Source organism: Nocardiopsis nanhaiensis, from assembly GCF_054778635.1.
Window position 1 is genome coordinate 16,975 of record NZ_BAAGZJ010000044.1, and the last position, 21,482, is coordinate 38,456.

18 protein-coding genes are annotated in these 21,482 nt (G+C 70.9%); 14 read left to right on the forward strand and 4 right to left on the reverse strand.

Annotation, left to right across the window (positions count from 1 at the left end; all coding sequences use genetic code 11):
- Nucleotides 1-10: 10 nt before the first annotated feature.
- Both ACYVD1_RS20535 and ACYVD1_RS20540 read right to left on the reverse strand, forming a co-directional pair.
- Entirely contained in the window at nt 11-487 is a 477-nt protein-coding gene (locus ACYVD1_RS20535; protein WP_460757653.1) for a DUF3291 domain-containing protein, read from the reverse strand.
- Nucleotides 488-530: 43 nt separating this feature from the next.
- Nucleotides 531-1,223, reverse strand: a complete 693-nt coding sequence (locus tag ACYVD1_RS20540) for a helix-turn-helix transcriptional regulator (protein WP_460757658.1) — start codon at nt 1,221-1,223, stop codon at nt 531-533.
- 84 nt (nt 1,224-1,307) lie between these two features.
- Between ACYVD1_RS20540 and ACYVD1_RS20545 the strand changes: the two genes are divergently transcribed.
- The 4 genes from ACYVD1_RS20545 (at nt 1,308) to ACYVD1_RS20560 (ending at nt 5,895) form a co-directional block, all read left to right on the forward strand.
- On the forward strand, nt 1,308-1,940 hold the full coding sequence (locus tag ACYVD1_RS20545) for a YigZ family protein (RefSeq protein ID WP_460775250.1): 633 nt from the start codon (nt 1,308-1,310) through the stop codon (nt 1,938-1,940).
- A gap of 117 nt (nt 1,941-2,057) precedes the next feature.
- A complete protein-coding gene (locus ACYVD1_RS20550; RefSeq protein WP_460757666.1) occupies nt 2,058-3,653 on the forward strand; it encodes an outer membrane protein assembly factor BamB family protein in 1,596 nt (531 codons plus the stop codon).
- Nucleotides 3,654-3,818: 165 nt separating this feature from the next.
- Nucleotides 3,819-5,483, forward strand: coding sequence for a serine/threonine-protein kinase (locus tag ACYVD1_RS20555; RefSeq protein WP_460775253.1), 1,665 nt, complete (start codon nt 3,819-3,821; stop codon nt 5,481-5,483).
- A 10-nt stretch (nt 5,484-5,493) separates the two neighbouring features.
- Nucleotides 5,494-5,895 (forward strand): spore-associated protein A, encoded by a 402-nt coding sequence (locus ACYVD1_RS20560; RefSeq protein WP_460775257.1) that lies wholly within the window; start codon nt 5,494-5,496, stop codon nt 5,893-5,895.
- Between the two features lie 459 nt (nt 5,896-6,354).
- Here ACYVD1_RS20560 and ACYVD1_RS20565 read toward each other — a convergent pair whose 3' ends face one another.
- Nucleotides 6,355-7,029, reverse strand: coding sequence for a hypothetical protein (locus tag ACYVD1_RS20565; RefSeq protein ID WP_460775261.1), 675 nt, complete (start codon nt 7,027-7,029; stop codon nt 6,355-6,357).
- A 229-nt stretch (nt 7,030-7,258) separates the two neighbouring features.
- Here ACYVD1_RS20565 and ACYVD1_RS20570 point away from each other — a divergent pair, with 229 nt between their 5' ends.
- The 10 genes from ACYVD1_RS20570 (at nt 7,259) to ACYVD1_RS20615 (ending at nt 19,421) form a co-directional block, all read left to right on the forward strand.
- On the forward strand, nt 7,259-9,238 hold the full coding sequence (locus tag ACYVD1_RS20570; protein ID WP_460775264.1) for a methylmalonyl-CoA mutase family protein: 1,980 nt from the start codon (nt 7,259-7,261) through the stop codon (nt 9,236-9,238).
- On the forward strand, nt 9,235-11,466 hold the full coding sequence (gene scpA / locus ACYVD1_RS20575) for a methylmalonyl-CoA mutase (RefSeq protein WP_460775268.1): 2,232 nt from the start codon (nt 9,235-9,237) through the stop codon (nt 11,464-11,466). Before ACYVD1_RS20570 ends, scpA begins: the two co-directional genes overlap by 4 nt.
- A complete protein-coding gene (meaB, locus tag ACYVD1_RS20580) occupies nt 11,463-12,527 on the forward strand; it encodes a methylmalonyl Co-A mutase-associated GTPase MeaB (RefSeq protein WP_460775271.1) in 1,065 nt (354 codons plus the stop codon). Before scpA ends, meaB begins: the two co-directional genes overlap by 4 nt.
- Nucleotides 12,528-12,836: 309 nt before the next feature.
- The gene (locus ACYVD1_RS20585) at nt 12,837-13,208 is read left to right on the forward strand and encodes an STAS domain-containing protein (RefSeq protein WP_460775273.1); all 372 of its coding nucleotides are present in this window, start codon (nt 12,837-12,839) and stop codon (nt 13,206-13,208) included.
- Nucleotides 13,209-13,301: 93 nt separating this feature from the next.
- Entirely contained in the window at nt 13,302-14,015 is a 714-nt protein-coding gene (locus tag ACYVD1_RS20590; protein WP_460775274.1) for a hypothetical protein, read from the forward strand.
- Nucleotides 14,008-14,667, forward strand: coding sequence for a hypothetical protein (locus tag ACYVD1_RS20595; protein WP_460775275.1), 660 nt, complete (start codon nt 14,008-14,010; stop codon nt 14,665-14,667). Before ACYVD1_RS20590 ends, ACYVD1_RS20595 begins: the two co-directional genes overlap by 8 nt.
- Nucleotides 14,668-14,734: 67 nt before the next feature.
- Nucleotides 14,735-15,415 carry a hypothetical protein gene (locus ACYVD1_RS20600; RefSeq protein WP_460775277.1) on the forward strand — a complete coding sequence of 227 codons (681 nt, stop codon included), beginning with the start codon at nt 14,735-14,737 and terminating at the stop codon, nt 15,413-15,415.
- Nucleotides 15,416-15,496: 81 nt separating this feature from the next.
- Nucleotides 15,497-16,165 (forward strand): class I SAM-dependent methyltransferase, encoded by a 669-nt coding sequence (locus ACYVD1_RS20605; RefSeq protein ID WP_460775279.1) that lies wholly within the window; start codon nt 15,497-15,499, stop codon nt 16,163-16,165.
- 177 nt (nt 16,166-16,342) lie between these two features.
- A complete protein-coding gene (locus ACYVD1_RS20610) occupies nt 16,343-17,326 on the forward strand; it encodes a LacI family DNA-binding transcriptional regulator (RefSeq protein WP_460775283.1) in 984 nt (327 codons plus the stop codon).
- 127 nt (nt 17,327-17,453) lie between these two features.
- Nucleotides 17,454-19,421, forward strand: a complete 1,968-nt coding sequence (locus tag ACYVD1_RS20615; RefSeq protein ID WP_460775286.1) for a glycoside hydrolase family 31 protein — start codon at nt 17,454-17,456, stop codon at nt 19,419-19,421.
- Here the strand turns inward: ACYVD1_RS20615 and ACYVD1_RS20620 are convergent.
- Entirely contained in the window at nt 19,411-21,462 is a 2,052-nt protein-coding gene (locus ACYVD1_RS20620; RefSeq protein ID WP_460775290.1) for a beta-galactosidase, read from the reverse strand. The genes ACYVD1_RS20615 and ACYVD1_RS20620 overlap by 11 nt on opposite strands.
- Between the last annotated feature and the right edge of the window lie 20 nt (nt 21,463-21,482).

Below are 21,482 nucleotides of genomic sequence, written 5' to 3' on the forward strand. Positions count from 1 at the left end.
GATCAGATAACTACAAGCGCGGTGGCTGCAGCGTGGCTGGAGGGTCGAAGGCACTCCTGAGGGTGAACGCCGCTGGCGTCGGTCCCTTCTCGCGCAGGGTTTCCAGGCGCTCTCCGCCCTCCTCCAGTGTGGGGACCGTACCAGCAGGGATCCACCACAGCGCGAGGTGTGCGGCGGAGAACCTCTCGAACCAGCTCCTGCGCTGGCGCAGCAGCTCCAGGTGCTCGGTGCGGTAGGTGAAGTCCCACAGTGACGCCACGTCCTCCCACACCGAGAAGTTCACCAGGATGTCGTCGCCGAACGGCCGCAGTCCGGTCGCGTCGCCCTCCCCGTCGCCGACGAGCCGCCAGACGAAGCCGGGCGACCGGTCCGCCAGGGCGTTGATCGGGTCGAGCTGGTCGGTGAAACCCGACATCTCGGGGGTGTCCAAGGGGGCTTTGAGTATGCCGACGTTGATCTGCGCGAGGTGGTGGGAGGGATGGCTCATGGGAAACAGGACACCATGGCCCGCGCTTCTAAGTCAACGATCATTATTTTTGGAAAATGAGGACGCAGCACCGACCCTTCTCCGGGGCCAGCCGGGTCCGCGGCGCGTCCCGGTCCTGCCCCTCCGCGTGGGCGGCCAGCATCCCCCGGAGCAGCTCCAGGTTGAGCCCGCAGGCCAGCGGCGGGAACTCCCCGGCCAGCGCGTGGAAAGGGCAGTTCCGCAGCCGGATCCCCCCGCTGTGCGGGCTGCCGTCAGTGCGGCCGGTCTCCGGGCCGCCGTCCGGCTCCGGCTCGTAGCCCCGCTCGCGCAGCAGGTCCACCACCGAACCCGCTCCGGCCGCCGCGCCGATCCGACGACCTTCCTCCTCGGCAGCGGCGTGCAGCGACTCCTCGGCGCCGTGCCGCTCGACCGCTTCGGCCAGCACCCGTGCCGCCAGCTCGTAGTCGCGCGGCGGCAACTGCAGTGAGACCTCCCGCTCCGAACGCCGGTACAGCTTGGCCGGCCGCCCCGAACCCGGCCCCTCCCGGCCGCTCACCTTGCGCCGGACCACGTCCAGGAGGCCCGCGTCCGCCAACCGGTCCAAGTGGTGCGCGGCCAGGGTGCGCTGTATCCCGAGCGCCTCGGCGGCCTCACCCCGGCCGACCTCCGTCCCCGAGCCCGCGACGTGCTCGTACAGCCTGCGCCGCAGGGGGTCGCCGAGGACCCGGGCGGCGTCGATCGAGGAGTCGTCCATCATCCCCCCATTGTGCTCCCTCGAGGGGCGCGGCCCACGGGATGGCAGACTGGTGCGGTCCACCACGGCCCCTCCTGAACAGGCGATATGAGAACGATCAGATCCGGCGGCGAACACGAGATCGAGATCAAGAAGTCCCGCTTCATCTGTGCCCTGGCCAGGGTGGACAGCGAGGACGCCGCCCGTGAGTTCATCGCGGAGCGGCGCAAGGAGCACTGGAGCGCCAGCCACAACTGCACCGCCTACGTGCTGGGCGAGGACGGCGGCGTCAAGAGGTCCAGCGACGACGGTGAACCCGGCGGGACCGCAGGGGTGCCCATGCTGGAGGTACTGCGCCACCGGCGGATCACCGACACCGTCGCCGTCGTCACCCGTTACTTCGGCGGGACCAAACTCGGCGCGGGCGGGCTCATCCGCGCCTACGGCAACGCCGTTTCCGCGGCGGTGGAGGAGTTCGGCCTGCTGGAGCGCCGCCGACTGCTCGTGGTGGACGTGTTCGCCGACTACGTCCTCGGCGGGCGGTTGGAGAGCGACCTGCGCGACTCCCCGATCACGGTCCGGGACGTCTCCTACGAGGAGCGGGTGCGCATCGAGGTGGCCCTGCCCGAGGACGCGCTCGCGGACTTCGGGGTCCGGCTGGCCGAACTGACCGGCGGCAAGGCGGACCTCGAGGTGAGGGGCAGCACAGTCGTCGAGGTCGAGCCCGACACCGAGTCCTGACCCCCGGGAGCGCCGGTTCGGTCGGACGTACCGCGCGATCGGGGTGTGTATCCACTTGGCCGTTCCCCGGCTTAGGATTTGCCGTAAACGTCATCGTTTCGTGGGGAGAGACCGTCCATGCGCAGCACACGAGTGCCCCAGGCCCTGACCTGTGGTCTCGCGGCGCTGCTGGTCGTCGGGTGTACAGGCGATCCGGAACCGCCCGAACCCGGTCCAGAGGAAGAGGCCGCCCCGGTCCCCACCGAGTTCGAGGGGGACCTGCCCCCGGGGATCGAGGGCGACGCCCTGCGCTACCTGCACGGTGACGACGCCGAGGTCCACGAAATCCTCGACGACCCCCTGGGTGTGCGGATCAGCCCCGTGGGCGGCTCCTTCTTGATCAGCTCGGGGGGCGAGGACAGCCACCTGCTGCACGACGCGGCCACGGGGGAGGCCCTCTGGGAGGGCGAGGCGCGCTTCCGCGGTTTCGACGTGGACTCCGAAGGCGAGTCCGTCCTGCTCCTCGCGGACGGCGAGGACAATCCGTTCGTGCTCGACTCCGAGGGCGAGCTTCTCTGGGAGCCCGCGGAGCCCGGCGACGCCTACCTTGACGGGGTGGCGGTGCGCCGCCCGGCCGAGTGGAGCGCCGAGGAACCCGACGGCGAGTACGCGGTGCTGGACACCGACGGGGAAGAACTGTGGTCCTACACGTTCGAGTCCGAGCCCGAGGACACGGACGAGGACGACGAGGCGGCGGACGACGAGGACACCGACGACGAGACCGGAGAGGGATCCGCGGACGAGGGTGCCGAAGACGAGGAGGGCGATGACCGCTCCGAGCGCTTCGGCGTACCGGTCGCCGTCTGGGGCGACACGCTCCTGCTCGACCCCGGCGACTCCACTCTGCACGCCCACTCGCTGGACCCCGACTCCGCTGGGGAGTACCTCTGGTCGGTGACGGTCGACGACGAGGAACTGGGCCTGCCCGCGACGGCGCCGGTCCCCGTACCGCAGGTTCTCGGGATCTTCGGGACCCCGGTGCCCGAGGAGGACGACGCGGAGGACGGGGACGAGGAAGGCGACAACGGGACCGCTGACGACGAGGGCACCGAGGAAGACGAGGACGCGGAGGACGCTCAGGGCGCTGAGGACCGTGAAGGCGACTCGGAGGTCGTCCTGCTGCGCTGGGCCCAGCCCGAGGCGACGTCCTTCCTCTCCGGACACGACGCCGTCGACGGCGAGCTGCTGTGGACCCTTGAGGAGTCGGGAACCAACCCGGTCTCGCCGTACTTCGACGAGGCGGGCGTCCCGGGAAGCCTCTACGACAGCGAAACCGGCACCCTGCTGCTGCCCCAGGCCAGCGGGGAGGCCACCATGGCCGCCGTCGACCTGGTGGAGGGCGAGGTCCGCTGGGGCCTCGAGGACGAGGACGACTCCCTCTCACCGGCCTTCGCCCACGGAGGCCTGGTCTACGGTGACGCGCGCTCCAACGAGGACGAGGACGAGGACGAACAGCTGGTGCTGGACGCCGAGACCATGGACGTGGTCGGCGACGACCTCTCCGCGTACGTGGAGGCGATCACGGATACCGGACACGCCATCCTCGTCCAGGACCGCCAGCGGTTCGTCATCGGCCCCGAACCCGGCACGGACACCGAGGACGATCCCGCCGACGGCTCCGAGGACGAGGACGGGGACGGCTCGGAGGACGAGCCCACCGAGGACGCCAGCTGACCGGGACATGGCCGGTTCCGGCCACAGAGGTGTGCTGACCGCCAGAGCGGCATGATTTTCCGAGGGAGGTCGGTTCCGGGCGGCTAGGATGCATGTTCTGGCGCACCCCGCGAGTGGCGTTCCGCCCCAGCGCCCCCTACCGACACCCCACCCCACTTGAGCCCCATGAGCCCTGCCCGGACCTCGGCCCTCCTGCCGGCCACTGCCACCGACCTCATCCCCGCCGACCCCTCCGAGATCGGTCCCTACCAGACGCTCAACCGCCTGGGTGCCGGAGGCATGGGCGTCGTGTATGCCGCCCAGGCCAAGGACGGCACCCTGGTCGCGGTCAAGGTGATCCATCCCGAGTTCGCCGCCGACCCCGACTTCCGGGGGCGCTTCGCCCGTGAGGTCGACATGCTCGGCCGGGTGGGCGGTGCGTGTGCGGTGCCGCTCCTGGAGGCCGACACCGAAGGCGCCCATCCCTGGCTGGCCACCCCGCTGGTGCGCGGCCTCACCCTCAACGCCTACCTGCGCGAGAACCGCGGTCCGCTGCCGTCCGGCCTCCTGCACGGGCTCGCGGCGGGCATCGCCGAGGCGCTCGCGCAGATCCACGCGGCCGGGGTGGTCCACCGGGACCTCAAACCCGCGAACATCGTGGTCTCCCCGGACGGGCCCCGGGTACTGGACTTCGGTATCGCCCGCGCCCTGGACCAGACCGCGCTCACCCGGACCGGTTCGGTGCTCGGATCCTCCGGATGGATCAGCCCCGCCCACTACCGTGGCGAGCCCATCAGTACGGCCGACGACATCTTCGCTTGGGGCGCCCTCGTCACCTACGCCGCCACCGGACGCCCTCCGTTCGGCGGCGGCGACCCCTCGGCCGTCGCCCACCGAGTGATGAGCGGTGCACCCGACATGGAGGGCTTCGACGGCCCCCTCGCCGAACTCGCCCGCAGAGCCCTGTCCAAGGACGCGGCCCAGCGGCCCACCGCGATGGCGCTGGTGATCGGTGTGATGCAGTTGCTCAACCTGGGGCGTCCGATCGGCCCGATCGCGGGCCCGGAGGCAGTCGGATCGGCGGTGTCCGAGACCCTCCAGGCCACCTGGCACGGGGTGCGCACCCCCGACGAACGCACAGTGGAGGTGCCCGATCGGGACGGCGGGAAGGGCCGCCGGAAGGGCCGCCGGAAGGGCCGCCGGAGGGCGGCCGCGGCCGCCGCGGCCGCCACCTTGCTGCTGCTGGCGGGGGCGGGCGGTGCCGCGGTCGCCACCAACTGGGACACCCTGCCGATCGCCGCCTGGTTCGGCGCCGACGGGCCCGACGACGAGGGTTCCTCCGACGGCGGCGGTGGAACGGACCCCGATCACGCCGACGCCGACACCTTGGAGGGGCCCTCGGAGGAACCCTCCGAGGAGCCCTCAGAGGAGGAAGAGGACTCGGGGGCCGAGGCCGACAGCGACGACGGCGGTGGCGGTTCGGATGAGGACGGAGAGCCCGTCACCACGATGGCCACGGTCGGGGCCGGGGTGAGCGCAGGGGGCTCCAGCCCCTCGGGCAACCACGTCGTGGCCTTTCAGCCGGCCAACGGCTCCGGCAAGTACGGCGTGGTGGACGACGCGACGGTGTTGTGCGCGTGGAGCTTCTGCCAGGGCGAGGGAGGGGCCGTGGGCAACGGCGACGCGGGTTCGGTGCCTTCCAGCCCGTCCACGCTGACCGGCTACGTCAACAGCGGAAGCCGCACGATCTCGGCCGAGGTCACGTACACGGAGGGCGCCGACGGCACCTACACCATCACCCGACTCGTGGAGCACCACCAGACCAGCGGCACCGGAACCCCGCCCTGGTAGGAGGAGAGAAGTGTCGAAGTCCCTCACCCGCTGGGTCTCCTGCGGGCTCAGCATCGCCCTGATCTCGGTTCTCGCGCACACGGCCCCGGCCTCGGCGGCGCCCTACAACGGCGTGTGCGGCGACGGGTACAACGTGGTCAACAGCGCCGACATCGGCGGGGGCACCATCTACCTGACCTACAACAACTCCAACGGCCGCAACTGCGTGATGGTCGTCCGCGCCGACCCCGGCGACGCCATGAACATGGACGCCGTCCTCAAGCGCAGCGACGAAACGTCCTGGCAGACCGACCCTGGGGACTGGACCATGTACGCGGGGCCGATCTACCTGGAGGCCGCCGGCCAGTGCGTGGACTGGGGCGGTGTGATCGGCAACGAGTGGGTCGTGCGCAACGGGACCAACTGCGGCTGAGCCGGACCCGTACCGTCGCGCGCCAACGTTTCCGTTGGGGGCGAAGGCGGTACGGGACCGGCAAGACCCGAAAGACCCGAAAGGCGTGGCCAGGGCTTAGGGCGTGTTCGGTGGATGCTGCCCGTCGCGAAGGTGCTGCGCCGTAGGCGTCCGTTGAGGGTGGTGGCGGGCGACGAACGGGGGTGCTGCGCCGTAGGCGTCCGTTGAGGGTGGTGGCGGGCGACGAACGGGGGTGCTGCGCCGTAGGCGTCCGTTGAGGGTGGTGGCGGGCGACGGGTGGGAGTGTCCAGTGGTGCTGGCACAAGGCCGAAGAAGGAGTTCCCCTGCTGTGCGCTGCCTCGCAAGCTCGGCAGCATCGCACAGCGGGGGCCCGCCCGGGTTCGGCTGTCGACTGAGAGATGCGCGGTGACAGTGCCGCTGGGGCGACGCGCAGCAGGGTATGTGTCCGCTGAACATGCCCTAGACCTCGTAGACGCTGAGGGTCCCGGTGTTGCCGATGCTCACGCTGTAGTCGCGCACGCGGTCCTCGTCCCGCGCCTCGCAGGTCGCGACGTCGTCGGCGCCCGGGACGATCATGAGGACGTCGTCCATGTCGCAGCGCACGTCCTCGGTCTCGGCGCGCACGCGGAGGGTGTCCTCGACGGCCTCGCGCTGCAGCGGGGCCTCCGACAGTTCCCAGTCGTAGGTGACGAGGATGCCGCCGCCCTCGATCTCCAGGGAGTACTCGAGCTCCTCGCCCAGGTAGGTGATGGTGCAGGTGGCGGTCTCACCCTCCTCACCCTCGATGTCGGGGCAGTCGGCGGTGGCGTCGGGGTCGCCGACCTTCGCGAAGGACGACACGGTCTCGATCGCGTCCCAGCCCAGGCGCTCACTCAGCGGGGCGTCGTCCGCGGGCTCGTCGGGCAGGTCGGCCTCGTCCGCCTCGGGTGCCTCGTCCGGGATGGGGCCCTGGTTGAAGTCGCCGCCGTCGGCAGCGCCGTCCGCATCCTCTTCTTCGCCGTCCTCGGCCTCCTCGGCGGCAGTGTCCTGCTCCGTGGGCTGGGGGTCGTCGGCACCGCAGGCGGCGAGGGCCAGGGCCGAGCCTGCGGCGGCCACGCCAAGAGCCAGGCGGTGTCTACGAGCGGAGTTCAGCATTCCGGGTGTCCTGTCTGTGTCTTGCTGCGACGTTCGTCCCCTACGTTGCGGGACCCTCCGAAGTGGTTCGCCGATCCGCGTATCTGTGTCCCATGTCATAGCCTTGGGGGTAGTGGTGTGCCGGGGCGGCGGGGAATCCCCGCTGTTCAGAGCGGTGGAGCGCGCTTCTGTGCCGGGCACCACACCCCGGCTCACCGGAACCGAACCCGGTTCTCTACCATCTCGGAGTATGGACGTCCCTGAGAGAGGGGCAGCCGGTACACCGGCGCCCAACCTGGCCGAAGGCTTCCCGGCGGCCACACCTGAACGGTGGCGCGAACTCGTCGCGGGAGTGCTGCGCAAGAGCGGTGTCGCTGAGGACCGCCTCGCCGACGCCCCCGAATCCGTGCTGGCCACCCACGCCTACGACGGGTTCGACATCGAGCCCCTCTACACATCCGCCCCGCCCGCGGGCGATCCCGGCTACCCGGGCCTGGCCCCCTTCACCCGCGGCTACCGGCCGGGCGGGGGAGTCACCGAGGGCTGGGACATCCGTGCCCGGCACACCGACGCGGACCCGGAGACCCTCCGCCGCCGGATGCACAACGACCTGATGAACGGCGTCAGTTCGCTGTGGGTCAGCGTGGGAGGGGCCCCTGCGCCGGAGGCGTCCGTTGCGGGCGGTGGAGGCGTGCCGGCCGACAAGCTCGGCGAGGCGCTCACCGACGTCTACCTCGACCTCGCCCCCGTCGTGCTCTCCGCGTCGGGTCAGACCGCCTTGGATGCCGCGACCGCGCTGCTCACCGCGCACGCCGACGCCGACGTCCCCAACGCCCGGGTCATCTCCCACCTGGGCCTGGACCCCCTCAGCACGGCAGCCCTGGCCGGTGAACGCCCCGACGTGGCCGGCCCGGCGCGGTTCGCCGCCGAGAAAGCCGCCACCTACCCCAAGCTCGGCCTGTTCATCGCCGACGGCACGCTCGTGCACAACGCGGGCGGCTCCGAGGCCCAGGAGATCGGGTCCGCGATCGCCGCCGGAACCGCCTACCTGCGCGCGCTCACCGAGGCGGGACTGGAACTGGCCGACGCCGCCGGCCGGATCGAGTTCCGCCTGGCCGCCAACGCCGACCAGTTCTCGGTCATCGCCAAGCTCCGCGCGGTCCGCGCCATGTGGAACCAGGTGCTGGAGGCTTCGGGCCTGCCCGCGGACCAGCGGGCCATGCGCCTGCACGCCACCGCGTCGGAGGCGATGCTCACCCGCCGCGACCCGCACGTGAACATGCTCCGCACGACCGTGGCCTGCTTCGCCGCCGGGGTGGGCGGCGCCGACGCGGTCACCGTCGCGCCCTTCGACTCCGCGGTTGGCCTGTCCGACGACTTCGCCCGACGCATCGCCCGCAACACCCAGTCGCTGCTCATCGAGGAGTCCCACCTGGCCCAGGTCATCGACCCGGCGGGCGGTTCCTTCTACGTGGAGGCCCTCACCATCGACCTCTACCGTGCCGGGTGGGGCTTCTTCCAGGAGTTGGAGCGCGCCGGGGGGATCGCGGCGGCGATCGAGCACGGTGAACTGCGCACGGCGGTGGACCGGGTGTGGGAGCTGCGCCGCGACGACTTGGCCCGCCGCAGGGCCCCGCTCACCGGTGTCAGCGAGTACCCGGACCCGGACGAGAAGCCGCTCGTCCGCGAACCTGATCCGGCCCGCCCGGCGGCGCCCGTCCCCGAGGGCTTCCCGGTCCGCCGGTACGCGCAGGACTTCGAGGCCATGCGCGACCGCTCCGACACCCGGACCGGGGAGGCGGGTCAGCGGCCCACAGCCTTCCTGGCCACCCTCGGCCCGGTCGCCGCGCATACCGCGCGGGCCTCCTTCGCCACGAACCTCCTCGCCGCCGGAGGTATCGCGGTCGACGAGCCGGGACCGCTCGACGACGCCCGGGCAGCCGCCCAGGCCTTCGCCGACTCCGGCAGCCGTGCCGCGGTGATCTGTTCCACGGACCAGCTCTACGCCGAGCACGCCGAGAGCGTCGCCCGCGCGCTCAAGGGGGCCGGTGCCCGCCGTGTCCTCCTGGCCGGGTCCCCTCGGGACGCCTACCGCGAGGCCGGTGTGGACTCCTTCGCCCACCGGGGCTGCGACGCCGTGGCCCTGCTCACCGACCTGCTCGACGTGGTGCTCACCGACCCTCCGGCCCCGACAGCAAGCAGAGACAACGCCCAGGGGGCGAGCGCATGATCCCCGACTTCTCCGACGTCGACCCCCGGCTACCCGCCTTCACCGGCGCGGCCGAGGGCGAGGCCGACTGGCAGCGCGCCCTGGAGGACACGACCGGCAAGGCCGCTGATGCCTTGGAGTGGGAGACCCCCGAGGGAATCGGGGTCAAGCCGCTCTACACGCCAGCCGACCGTGCGGGCCTCGACTTCACCGACGGGCTTCCGGGTATCCCGCCCTACCTGCGCGGGCCCTACCCGACCATGTACGTCAACCAGCCGTGGACCATCCGCCAGTACGCGGGTTTCTCCACCGCTGAGGAGTCCAACGCCTTCTACCGCCGCAACCTCGCCGCGGGCCAGAAGGGCCTCTCGGTCGCGTTCGACCTGGCCACCCACCGCGGCTACGACTCCGATCACCCCCGGGTGGGCGGTGACGTGGGTATGGCCGGAGTGGCCATCGACTCCATCTACGACATGCGCCAGCTGTTCGACGGCATCCCGTTGGACAGGATGAGCGTGTCCATGACCATGAACGGTGCGGTGCTGCCCGTCCTGGCGCTGTACATCGTCGCCGCCGAGGAGCAGGGTGTGTCCCCCGAGAAGCTGTCGGGGACCATCCAGAACGACATCCTCAAGGAGTTCATGGTCCGCAACACCTACATCTACCCGCCGCACCCGTCGATGCGGATCATCTCCGACATCTTCGCGTACACCTCGCAGCGGATGCCGCGGTTCAACTCCATCTCCATCTCCGGCTACCACATGCAGGAGGCCGGTGCCACGGCCGACCTGGAGCTGGCCTACACCCTGGCCGACGGGGTGGAGTACATCCGGGCCGGTCAGAAGTCCGGCCTGGACGTGGACGCGTTCGCGCCCCGCCTGTCGTTCTTCTGGGCGATCGGCATGAACTTCTTCATGGAGGTCGCCAAGCTGCGCGCTGCCCGCCTGCTCTGGGCGCGCCTGGTCAAGGACCTGGGGGCCGCCAAGGACAAGTCGCTGAGCCTGCGCACGCACTCGCAGACCTCCGGCTGGTCGCTCACCGCCCAGGACGTGTTCAACAACGTCGCGCGCACCTGCGTGGAGGCGATGGCCGCCACCCAGGGGCACACCCAGTCGCTGCACACCAACGCCCTCGACGAGGCACTGGCCCTGCCCACGGACTTCTCCGCGCGCATCGCCCGCAACACCCAGCTGCTCCTTCAGCAGGAGTCCGGCACCACTCGCTCCGTCGACCCCTGGGGCGGCAGCTACTACGTGGAGCGCCTCACCCAGCAGCTCGCCGACAAGGCCTGGGAGCACATCCAGGAGGTCGAGAGGGCCGGGGGCATGGCCGCCGCGATCGACGCCGGACTGCCCAAGATGCGCATCGAGGAGGCGGCTGCCCGCACCCAGGCGCGTATCGACTCCGGCCGCCAGCCGGTGATCGGGGTCAACAAGTACCGGACCGACGCCCCGGACGAGATCGACGTCCTCAAGGTCGACAACACCAAGGTGCGCACCGAGCAGCTGGACAAGCTGCGCCGTCTGCGTGCGGATCGCAGCGAAGACGGGGTGCGCGCCGCCTTGGACGCCCTCACCGAGGCCGCTGCGGGGGAGTCCAAGGCCGACGAGGGCCTGACGAACAACCTCCTGGCCGCCGCCGTGAACGCCGCCCGGGCCAAGGCCACGGTCGGGGAGATCTCCGACGCCATGGAGAAGGTCTTCAACCGCCACTCCGGCCAGATCCGTACGATTCAGGGTGTGTACAAGGACGAGGCCTCCGGGAGCGCCGACGCGGCCGGTCTGATGGACCGGGTGACCGCCAGGGTCGAGGAGTTCGCCGAGGAGGAGGGCCGCCGCCCCCGTATCCTCGTGGCGAAGATGGGCCAGGACGGGCACGACCGGGGTCAGAAGGTCATCGCGACGGCCTTCGCCGACCTCGGCTTCGACGTCGATGTGGGTCCGCTGTTCCAGACCCCGGCGGAGGTGGCGGTGCAGGCGGTGGAGGCCGACGTACACGTGGTCGGGGTGTCCTCGCTGGCGGCCGGGCACCTCACCCTGGTGCCCGCTCTGCGCGAGGAGTTGGCCGGGCTCGGCCGCGAGGACATCATGATCGTGGTCGGAGGCGTGGTCCCTCCGGGTGACTTCGAGGCGCTGCGCGAGGCCGGAGCCGCCGCGATCTTCCCGCCGGGGACCGTCATCGCGGAGGCCGCGATCGACCTGCTCGACCAGCTGGAGGAGCGACCGGACCCCGGCCAGGAAGGGGAGTGACCGTGGCGGCGCGCAGGAGGCGTCCGGTGGACGTGGACGCCCTCGCCGAGGGGGTCCTCTCCGGGGACCGTCCCACCCTTGCCCGGGCGATCACCTTGGTGGAGTCGCGTCGGCCTGACCACGCGCGTGCCGCCCAGGAACTCCTGGTGCGCTTGCTCCCGCACACCGGCAAAGCCCACCGGGTCGGGATCACCGGGGTGCCCGGGGTGGGAAAGTCCACCTTCATCAATGCGCTCGGCACCCGCCTGACCTCGATGGGGCACCGGGTGGCGGTGCTCGCGGTAGACCCGTCCTCCACCCGCACCGGCGGCAGCATCCTCGGTGACAAGACCCGCATGGCCGACCTCGCGGTGGACCCGGACGCCTTCATCCGGCCCTCGCCCACGGCCGGGACCCTGGGCGGAGTGGCCCGGGCGACCAGGGAGACCATGCTGCTCATGGAGGCGGCCGGGTTCGACGTGGTGCTGGTGGAGACCGTGGGCGTCGGCCAGTCCGAGGTGACGGTCGCCAACATGGTCGACTGCTTCCTGTTCCTCACGCTCGCCCGCACCGGCGACCAGCTCCAGGGCATCAAGAAGGGTGTGCTGGAACTGGTGGACGTGGTCGCGGTGAACAAGGCCGACGGGCCGCACGCCGAAGACGCCCGCAAGGCTGCCCGGGAGCTCTCCCGTGCCCTGCGCCTGCTCCACCAGGTCCACCCCGAATGGAGGCCGCCTGTACTCACGTGCAGCGGCCTGTCCGGGGACGGGCTGGACGAGGTGTGGGAGACCGTGGTGGAGCACCGGCGCGTGCTGGAGCGCGACGGGTCCCTCGCCGAGCGCCGCAGCGAACAAGGGGTGAGCTGGATGTGGGACCAGGTCGGCGACCAGCTCATGGATACCTTCCTGAGGGATGAGGGCGTGGCGGACCTCATCCCGAGGATGGCCGCCCAGGTGCGATCGGGCGACACCACGGCCACTCTCGCCGCGCGCACACTGTTGGAGTCCTTCACCCAAGGTGACGGTGTTCGAGGGGGGCGAACGGAACGTGATCCGGTCAAGGGTGACGGCACGGACGTCTGAGGAACAACGGACAGCACCGGGCGTCATGTCGTGAAATGACACAGGGTAAACGGTCTATACCGGTCCTTGGTGTGGTGGTTCTCGCCCATGAGGCTAAAATTTCTTGCCTGATGGCATTCCCGTACCGGCGGTTCGCTTATACCGTGAGTGTCCAACGACTTACCAGGCCGCCAGGGCGCGCACGTGTTTCCCCTCACCGGACCGGCTCTGTGGGAGTGGAGCCGGACCCGGTGGTCGTCCCCGGTCGGACTGCGTATGGTTAAGCGAGGGACCCCTCACCTTCAGAACGTGGGGCCGGGAGGAGTGAACGTGCACAGGCTCGGACTGAGCACGCGGGTTGAAAGCCGCAGTGTCATCGTCGCGATCGAGGGAGAGCTCGACATCGCGACCATCGCCGACCTCCAGGAACACATCACGGCCGCGATCGAGGACCACGGTCCGTGGCTGATCCTGGACCTGTCCGCCCTGGACTTCATGGACTCCAGCGGGCTCAACGTCATCATCAACGCCTACCGGACCGTTCGCGAGCAGAACGGATCCCTGTCGTTGGCGGCACTCAACGAACGCGTCACGAAGGTCGTCCGCCTGGTCGGACTGCACCGGCAGGTCCCGGTCCACCAGACCGTCGCCACCGCGATCGCCGCGATGGAGGCCCTGGAGGCCAAGCGCCAGGCCGGCTAGCCACACCGGCACGACTCCGCCCGCCTCCGGCTACCGGCCCGCCCCGGGTGAAGATCACGGGTTTATAACGTCATGTCCGGGTAGGGCGGGCCCATGAGTGAACAGGCTTCCACCCCCCGGACCGGTCGCCGCTTCTCCGACGCGCTGATCCGCCTGCAAATCCGCAACCAGAACGAGCCGCGCCGGGCCGGTCCCTGGTTGGGGTTGTTCTTCGGCCTGCTCCTTTTCCTGGGTATGGCGCTCGGCCTCTTCGTCGGGGTCGGTGCCGGGGCTGACGACCGGCCGTTCCCTTTCCCCGTCCTCCTCTTCGTGGCGCTCCCCGGTGCTGCCCTGGGCGGTGCCCTCTTCGCGGTGCTGATGGTGGTCATGGTCAAGCGCACTGTGCGCTCGAACCCCCTCCCGGCCGAAGCCGACCCCGCCGACGTGCGTGCTGCCCGGAAGGTGTTCCGCTCCGGCGAGGCATCCGGCGACCCCGAAGTTGACCGGATCGCGCGGATCCTCGCGGCGCAGGCCCTGAGAGGCAGGCTCCAGTCCCCGAAGGCGATCCTGTACCTCTTCGGGGCGCTCGGGGGGCTTTCCGTGCTCCAGGTGGTGGCTCAGTACACGGCCAACGACGGCTGGACCTGGCTGGCGGTGATGTACGCCGGGTTGGCGGTCCTCTTCTGCGTCTACACCGCGGTCTTCTACCCGCTGGCGGTCCGGCAGCGCAGACGGATCCGGGCCTTCGCCGCGGCCTACGACGAGGGCGCCGGGCACCCCGACGGGGAAGCGGGCTCTCCTGCACGGGGCGGGAGGGGCCATGAGTGAACAGCCGCCTCAGACCGGTAGCCGCTTCTCCGAAGCGTTGATCCGGCTGCGGGAGGACCCCCGGATGATCGGCCGCTGGGCGGGGCTGTCGGTGGGCCTGTTCGTGTTCCTGGGTACTGTGGCTGCTTTCGCCTTCGTGCTCGACGGCATCGAGCGGCCGTTCTATCTCCTGGTCTTCCTGGCCTTCCTCGGATCGGTGCTGGTCGGTGCGTTCTCGGGCGTGACATTGCAGACGACGCTGTACCGGACCCTGGGCTCGCACCCCCTCCCCGAGGGTGCGAGCCGGGCCGACGTGCGCGCGGCCGGGAAGGTGATCGGATCGGGTGCGCCCTCGGGCGACGCGGAGGTGGACCGGATCGCGCGGACACTGGTTGCCCGGAGTATGGAGGGCAGGTACCAGGGCCCCGCCCTCAACGGCCTCTTCTGCGGCGGGATGGTGGCGATGCTGTTCCTGCAGTGGCTTTTCCGCTACGCGAGCGAGGGCTGGACCCTTCTCACCGTGTCGGTGTTCGCGGCCGCCAGTTTCTTCCTGGTGGTCCTCATCGTCGCCCTGCCGCTGATGGTGAGGGGCCACAAGCGGGCCCGGGCCTTCGCCGCGGCCTACGACGCGGCGAGGGGCGAACCTTCGGAGGGTGGCCCGGAGGGACCCTGAAGTTGGTCACGAAAAAGTCATCCAAAGATCTCGGATTGGTAACGCGCCCCTTGGGTAAGGCGGGGACATGAACGAGCACACGACACACCCCCGGTCCGCTCGCCGACATCCCAGGGCCCTGTTCGGCCAGATGCAGATCTACGCGCAGAACAATCCGCGCGGATACGCCGTCAGGGCCTCCCTGGTCATCGCTGCCGCGATGCTGCTTCCCATGGTGACGGTCTTCCTCGCCGTGGGTGGAGACCCAGCACTCCTGGTGTTCCCCCTCGTCGGGATGTTGGTGCCCCTCCTGGTCCTGTGCGGCTTCCTGATCCTGTTCATGCCGCGCGTGATGCGCCGCATGCTGGGCACGTCGACCCTGCCGCCGGACACCGATCCAGTCGATCTCCTCGAGGCCAAGCGCCAAATGCGCAGGGGTGGCCTCCACGAGGACGAGCCCGTCAACCGGGCCGCCCGGATCGTCGCGGCCCAGGCCGAAGCCAAGGTCAACTCGCCCAAGGCCATCAACGCCATGAGCCTCGTCGGGGCACTGCTCTTCGCCGGGTTGGCCGTGCTCAACTACTCCATCGGGGAAACCGGCCTCAACTTCTGGTGGCAGGTGGGGATGGCTCTGCTCTTCGCCTCCTACCTGGTCTTCCTCGGCCCGTGGGCCAAGCGCTACCGCCAGCGCGCCCGCGACTTCGCCGAGCTCTACGATGCCCGTGAGAGGGGCGCACGAGGCCCGGACGCCCCTGAACCCCGGATCTGATCGCCCTGAGCGCGCAACCGGCCCGGTCGGTCTCGGCGATTCCCTGGATGCCGGAGGCCGGGCCGGTTAGCCTCCAGTGGTATGAGTCGAATTCTCCCCCCGAGCCCCATCGACCTCTCTTGGGACCACAACAGCCACTACCACGACTACCTCCTGCGGGCGGTGCCCCCGCACGCGGGCCGGGCGCTGGACATCGGCTGCGGTGAAGGCCGCTTCGCCCGCCGGTTGGCGCTGCACGGGTTGACCGTCGACGCGATCGACCCCTCCGACGAGATGATCTCCCTCGCGAGAACGCGCACACCGGGCCGCCTGCCGGTGAACTACCAGGCCGACGCGCTCGAGGACGCCCAACTCGTCCCCGGCGCCTACGACTACGTCAGCGCGGTCGCGACCGTCCACCACATGCCGTTCGGCCCGACGCTGGACCGGATGGCCGCCCTCTTGGCCCCCGGCGGGGTCCTGGCTGTTCTGGGCCTCTACCGCGAGGAGGGCGTGGCCGACCTGGCGGCGTCCCTGGCCGCCCTGGGGCCGCAGTGGTTCGTGGGCGCCGGTCTGCGGCTCGCCCGCCCGTTGGCCGGGGTCCCGACGGCGGACGCCGACCGGCACCTGGAAATGATGCCTATGCGCGATCCGAGCCTGAGCCTGCGCGAGACCGGGATCGCCGCCGCCGAGCACCTCCCCGGGGCGCGGCTGCGGCGCCTGCTCATGTGGCGTTACGCTCTCCTGTACACCAAGCCGAGCAAGAAGTGACCCGGTGCCCGCACGGGCGGGCGGAGAGCGGCCGCATGGACGACAGGGAAGACCGCGTGGCGGCGTCCTCGGCCGGACCCCGTCGGCTGCCCCGTCCCGACGGTTCGGGCATTGCGCGTGCGTGACGGGGTGCGTAATATCTCTTCGAATCGATTCGACTACGGACAGGACGGTGCGGTGCGGATCTCCGAAGTGGCCAAGCACGCCGGGGTTTCACCGAGCACGGTCTCCTATGTCCTCAGCGGTAAACGCTCCATCTCCGAGACGACCGCACGCCGGGTGCGCGACAGTGTCGAGGCCCTGGGCTACCGCCCCCACGCCGGGGCCCGTTCCCTGGCCAGCCGTCGCAGCAACGTCATCGCCCTCGTGGTCCCCCTGCGCGACGACGTCCACGTCCCCGTCGCGATGCAGTTCGCGGTCTCCGTCGTCACCGCGGCACGCGGCCACGACCACGACGTCCTCCTCCTCACTCAGGGCGAGGGCCCCGACGGTCTGCACCGGGTCTCGGGCGGCGCCATGGTGGACGGGATCGTCGTCATGGACGTGGAGGCCGACGACGCACGCGTCCCGCTCCTGCGCTCCCTCGACCTGCCCTCCGTGCTCATCGGGGTTCCCGAAGACACCGAAGCTCTGACCTGCGTCGACCTCGACTTCGCCGCCGCCGGTGCGCTCTGCGTGGACCACCTGGCGGACCTGGGGCACACCGAAATCGCCCTCGTCGGCCAGCCTCCGTCGGTGTACGAACGGCGCACCGGTTTCGCCGAGCGGACCCTGTCCGGGTTCGAGGCGGCCGCGGCGAGGCGCGGTATCCGCGCCTCCCACCACCCCTGCTCCCCGGGGACGGCCCGCCAGGTCGCCGCCGACCTCCGGGAAACACGCCCCGGACTCACCGGGGTCATCATCCACAACGAACCCTCCGTCGGTCCGCTGTTGGAGGCCTTCGCCGACCAGGGGAACGTAGCCGCGGAGCCGTCCACCGTGGTGATCGGTCCGGTGCCCGCCGGGGTGCCGCCGCTGACCTCGGTGGAGTTGCCCGCCGAGGAGCTGGGCGGGCGCGCGGTCGACCTCCTCATGGACAAGATCGACGGCCGCGGACTGGAGGGGGTCACCCTGCTGGAGCCGCGGCTGACCGAACGGGGCAGTACCGTCCGCCGACCCTGATCCTCTCCCCGACCTCCCCTGGCCCGCTCCTGAACCTTTTTCCGACGCCCCTGACCCAGACCCGTTATCGAAGCGCTTCGACAATACGGTTCACGACCCTCCACACCCCCTATCGGAAGGACACCACGTGTTCAACGAGATCGAGAACGGTTTCGAGTGGCGCGGCAGTCACCAGGTTCTGCGCGCCCAGGCGTGGGGGGCCGACGGCATCCGCGTCCGCGCCGGCCTGTCCCACATCCGAGAAGACCTGCCCGGTGCGCTCGTCGAAAGCTCACCGAGCACGGGCAAGGTCAGCCTCGGTGCAACCGCCGTATTGGTCAGCGGTTCACTCACCCTGGAGGTGACCGCGGACGGGATGCTCCGCTTCACCCGCGAGGGCGTGGAGCTGATCGCTGAGGAACGCGCCCACTTCTGGTGGCCCGGCCCCCGCGTCTACACCTCCACGGGCAACGGCTACTACCGGATCGAGCAGCGCTTCAAGGCCTACGAGGACGAGCGCGTCCACGGTCTGGGCCAGCACACTCACGGCCTGTTCGACCAGAAGGGCGCGGTCGTCGACCTCGTCCAGCGCAACGCCGAGGTGAGCGTCCCCTTCCTGGTGTCCTCACGCGGCTACGGGATGCTCTGGAACAGTCCCGCCACCGGCAGGGTCGAGTTGGCCGACAACGGCACCCGCTGGGTCAGCGACAGCGCACGCCAGATCGACTACTGGGTCACCGGCGGCGACGGTCCGGCCGGAATCCTGGCCCGCTACGCGGAGGCCACCGGGCACGCGCCGATGCTGCCCGAGTTCGCCTCCGGCTTCTGGCAGTCCAAGCTTCGCTACCGCACCCAGGCCGAACTCATGGAGGTCGCCCGCGAGTACCGGCGCCGAGGGCTGCCGCTGTCGGTGATCGTCAGCGACTTCTTCCACTGGCCCCACCTGGGCGAATGGAAGTTCGACCCGGCGGAGTGGCCCGACCCCGAGGGCATGGTCGCCGAACTCCGCGGGATGGGGGTTGAGCTCATGGTGTCCGTGTGGCCCTCGGTGAGCCCGCTGAGCGAGAACCACGACGAGATGCTGTCCCGCGGCTACCTCGTGGCCACCGAACAGGGGCCGCCGGTGCACGCCGACTGGGCCGACAAGGGGGTGGACTCCCACGTACAGGTGGCCTTCTACGACCCCACCAACCCCGACGCCCGCGCCTTCCTGTGGGACCGGATCCGCGACAACTACCACTCCCTCGGCATCCGGGTCTGGTGGCTGGACGCCTGTGAACCCGAGCTCAAGCCGGGCCACCCGGAGAACCTGCGCTACCACGCGGGCCCGGGAACCGAGGTCGGCAACCTCTACCCGCTCGAACACGCGCGCGCCTTCCACGAGGGCATGCTCGAAGCCGGTGAGGAGGAGGTCATCACCCTGTGCCGCTCCGCTTGGGCCGGCATCCAGAGGTACGGCGCCGCGCTGTGGTCGGGCGACATCGCACCGACGTTCGGGTCCCTGAAGGCCCAGGTCCGGGCAGGGCTCAACGTCGCGATGTCGGGCATCCCCTGGTGGACGACGGACATCGGCGGTTTCCACGGCGGCGACCAGGAGTCCCCCGAGTACCGGGAACTGATGGTCCGCTGGTTCCAGTACGGCGTGTTCTGCCCGCTGTTCCGCCTGCACGGTTACCGGGAGCCGTTCACCCACGACCTGTACCCGGAGATGTCCGGCGGCCCCAACGAGATCTGGTCCTACGGCGAGGAGGTCTACGAGCTGCTGCGTGACCTGCTGTTCCTGCGGGAGCGCCTGCGTCCCTACGTGATGGAGCAGATGCGGGTGGCCCACGAGACCGGTCTGCCGCCGATGCGTCCGCTGTTCGTCGACTTCCCGGAGGACCCGAACGCCTGGCCGGAGGGCGACGTCTTCCTGTTCGGCCCGGACGTCCTGGTGGCCCCCGTCACCGAGTACGGGGCGCGGACCAGGGACGTCTACCTTCCGGAGGGGGCCTCGTGGACCGACCCGTGGACGGGTCGGGCCCACCGGGGCGGACGGGTCGTCACCGTCGACGCCCCGCTGGACCGTGTACCCGTCCTGCTGCGGGAGGGTGCGGACCTCCCGATCACCGGCTGAGGTCGTGCACGACCGCGACCCCGCCGCCCGGGACCACCAGCCCGTCGACCGGTGCGGCCCGCACCAGGTCCTCGGCATCGGAACCGACCCCCAGGGCGGCGGGGTCGACGGGACAGGGGGCGTCGGTGTGGTTGAGCAGGAACACCCACCGGCTCTCCCCGTCCGTGCGCCGTACCACCTCCACGGTCGGCTCCCCGGCGGTGCCCTCCGGCACCGGTGCCTGTGCCGACTCCGGTGCCGCCGCCGACACCGGACGCAGGTCGGCGGCGGTGGCCCGGGGCCCGATCCCGGTCAGCAGGGCACCCAGCTCAGCGTCGCCGAGGCGGGCGGACAGGTACCAGGCGGTGCCGGCGCCCCGCTGCCGCCTCGTCAGCAGCGGGAGGCCGGCCAGTTCGCCCGACCGGTACCGTGCCACGGCCTCGGCCCCGTCCGTATGGACCGCCTCGGTCCAACCGCGGACCGGGCCGAGGTCGGTTTCCGCTACCTCGCACTCGGGGGCGGGCCGCTGCTCCTCCACCCGCACCCCGAGCAGGTCGCGCAGCGCCCCCGGGTAGCCCCCGACCAGCACTGTGCGGTGTTGGTCGGCGATCCCGCTGAACGGGGTCACCACCAGGGTCCCGCCCCGTTCCACGTAGCCGGTGAGGTGCCGGGCGGCGTCGTCCGACACCAGATAGAGCGCGGGCACGACCAGCAGCGGCACGTCCAGGAGGGAGCGGTCCGGGCGGACGAAGTCGACCGTGCGGCCCGACCGCCACAGCGCCCGGTGCACCTGCCGGACCGCCGTCTCGTGGCTCAGTCCCCGGTCCGGCAACGACGCCGCGTCCATCGCCCACCACGACTCCGGGTCCCAGGTCACCGCCGCGTCGACCGGGACCTCGGCGTCGGCCGCCCCGGCGATCCTGGGCACCACCGCGCCGAGCTCGCACACTTCGCGGAAGATCCTCGACTCCGGGCCGGCGTGCGGAACCATCCCCGAGATCCACTGCTCGGCCCCGCCGCGGGAGGCCCGCCACTGGAAGAACATCGCCCCGCGCGAGCCGCGCGCGACGTGCGAAAGGCTGTGCCGGAGGATCTCACCGCGGGCCTTGGCCACGGTCCGGCCTCCGGTGTACACGACCCCGGCGGCCTGCTCCGTCAGCAGCCACGGGCGCCCTTCACCGGGGACGCGGGCGGCGTACGACCGGGCCAGGTCCGCGGCGAAGGCGGTCTGCTCGGCCGCGGCCGCCCCCGGCTCGGAGGGGTAGTCGTCCACCGCCACCAGGTCCATGTGTTCGGCCCACCGCCACGGGTCCACCGGCACCCAGCCGCCGAAGGCGAGGTTCGTGGTCACCGGGACCTGGGGGTTCGCGGCCTTCAGGACCGACCGCTGGGCCAGGTAGTGGTCGAGCATCGCGTCGGACAGGAAGCGCCGGAAGTCCAGCACGTGCGCGGGGTTGGCCAGGTACTGGGTGGCGCGCGGGGTCCGGATCTGCTCCCAGGCGGAGTAGCCCTGTCCCCAGAACGCCGTGGTCCAGGCCTCGTTCAGCCTGTCCAGGTCCCTGTGCCGCTGCCGGAGCCAGGCCCGGAACGCGGCGTCGGCGTGGGCGGAGTGCGTCCAGGTGCCGTACTCGTTGTGCACGTGCCACATCCGCAGTGCCGGGTGGCCGGAGTACCGTTCGGCCAGGGCGCGCACGATCCGGTCGCACGCCGCGAGGTAGGCGGGGGAGGTCACGTCGTAGGTGTCCCGGCTGCCGTGGGTCAGCCGTACCCCGTCGGCGGTGACCGGCAGCGCGTCCGGGTACGCGAGGCTCAGCCAAGGTGGCGGCGAGGCGGTGGGGGTGGCCAGGGCGGCGCCCACGCCCGCGTCGGCCAACCGGTCGAGTTCGCGGTCGAGCCAGGCGAAGTCGAACTCGCCTTCGCGGGGCTCCAGCAGTGCCCAAGAGAACACCCCCAGCGTCACCAGGTTCACGCCGGCGCGACGCATCAGACTCATGTCCTCGGCACGCACCTCCTCGGGCCACTGCTCGGGGTTGTGGTCACCGCCGAACCACAGGACGGGCATGGGTTCACGCTCCTTCGAAT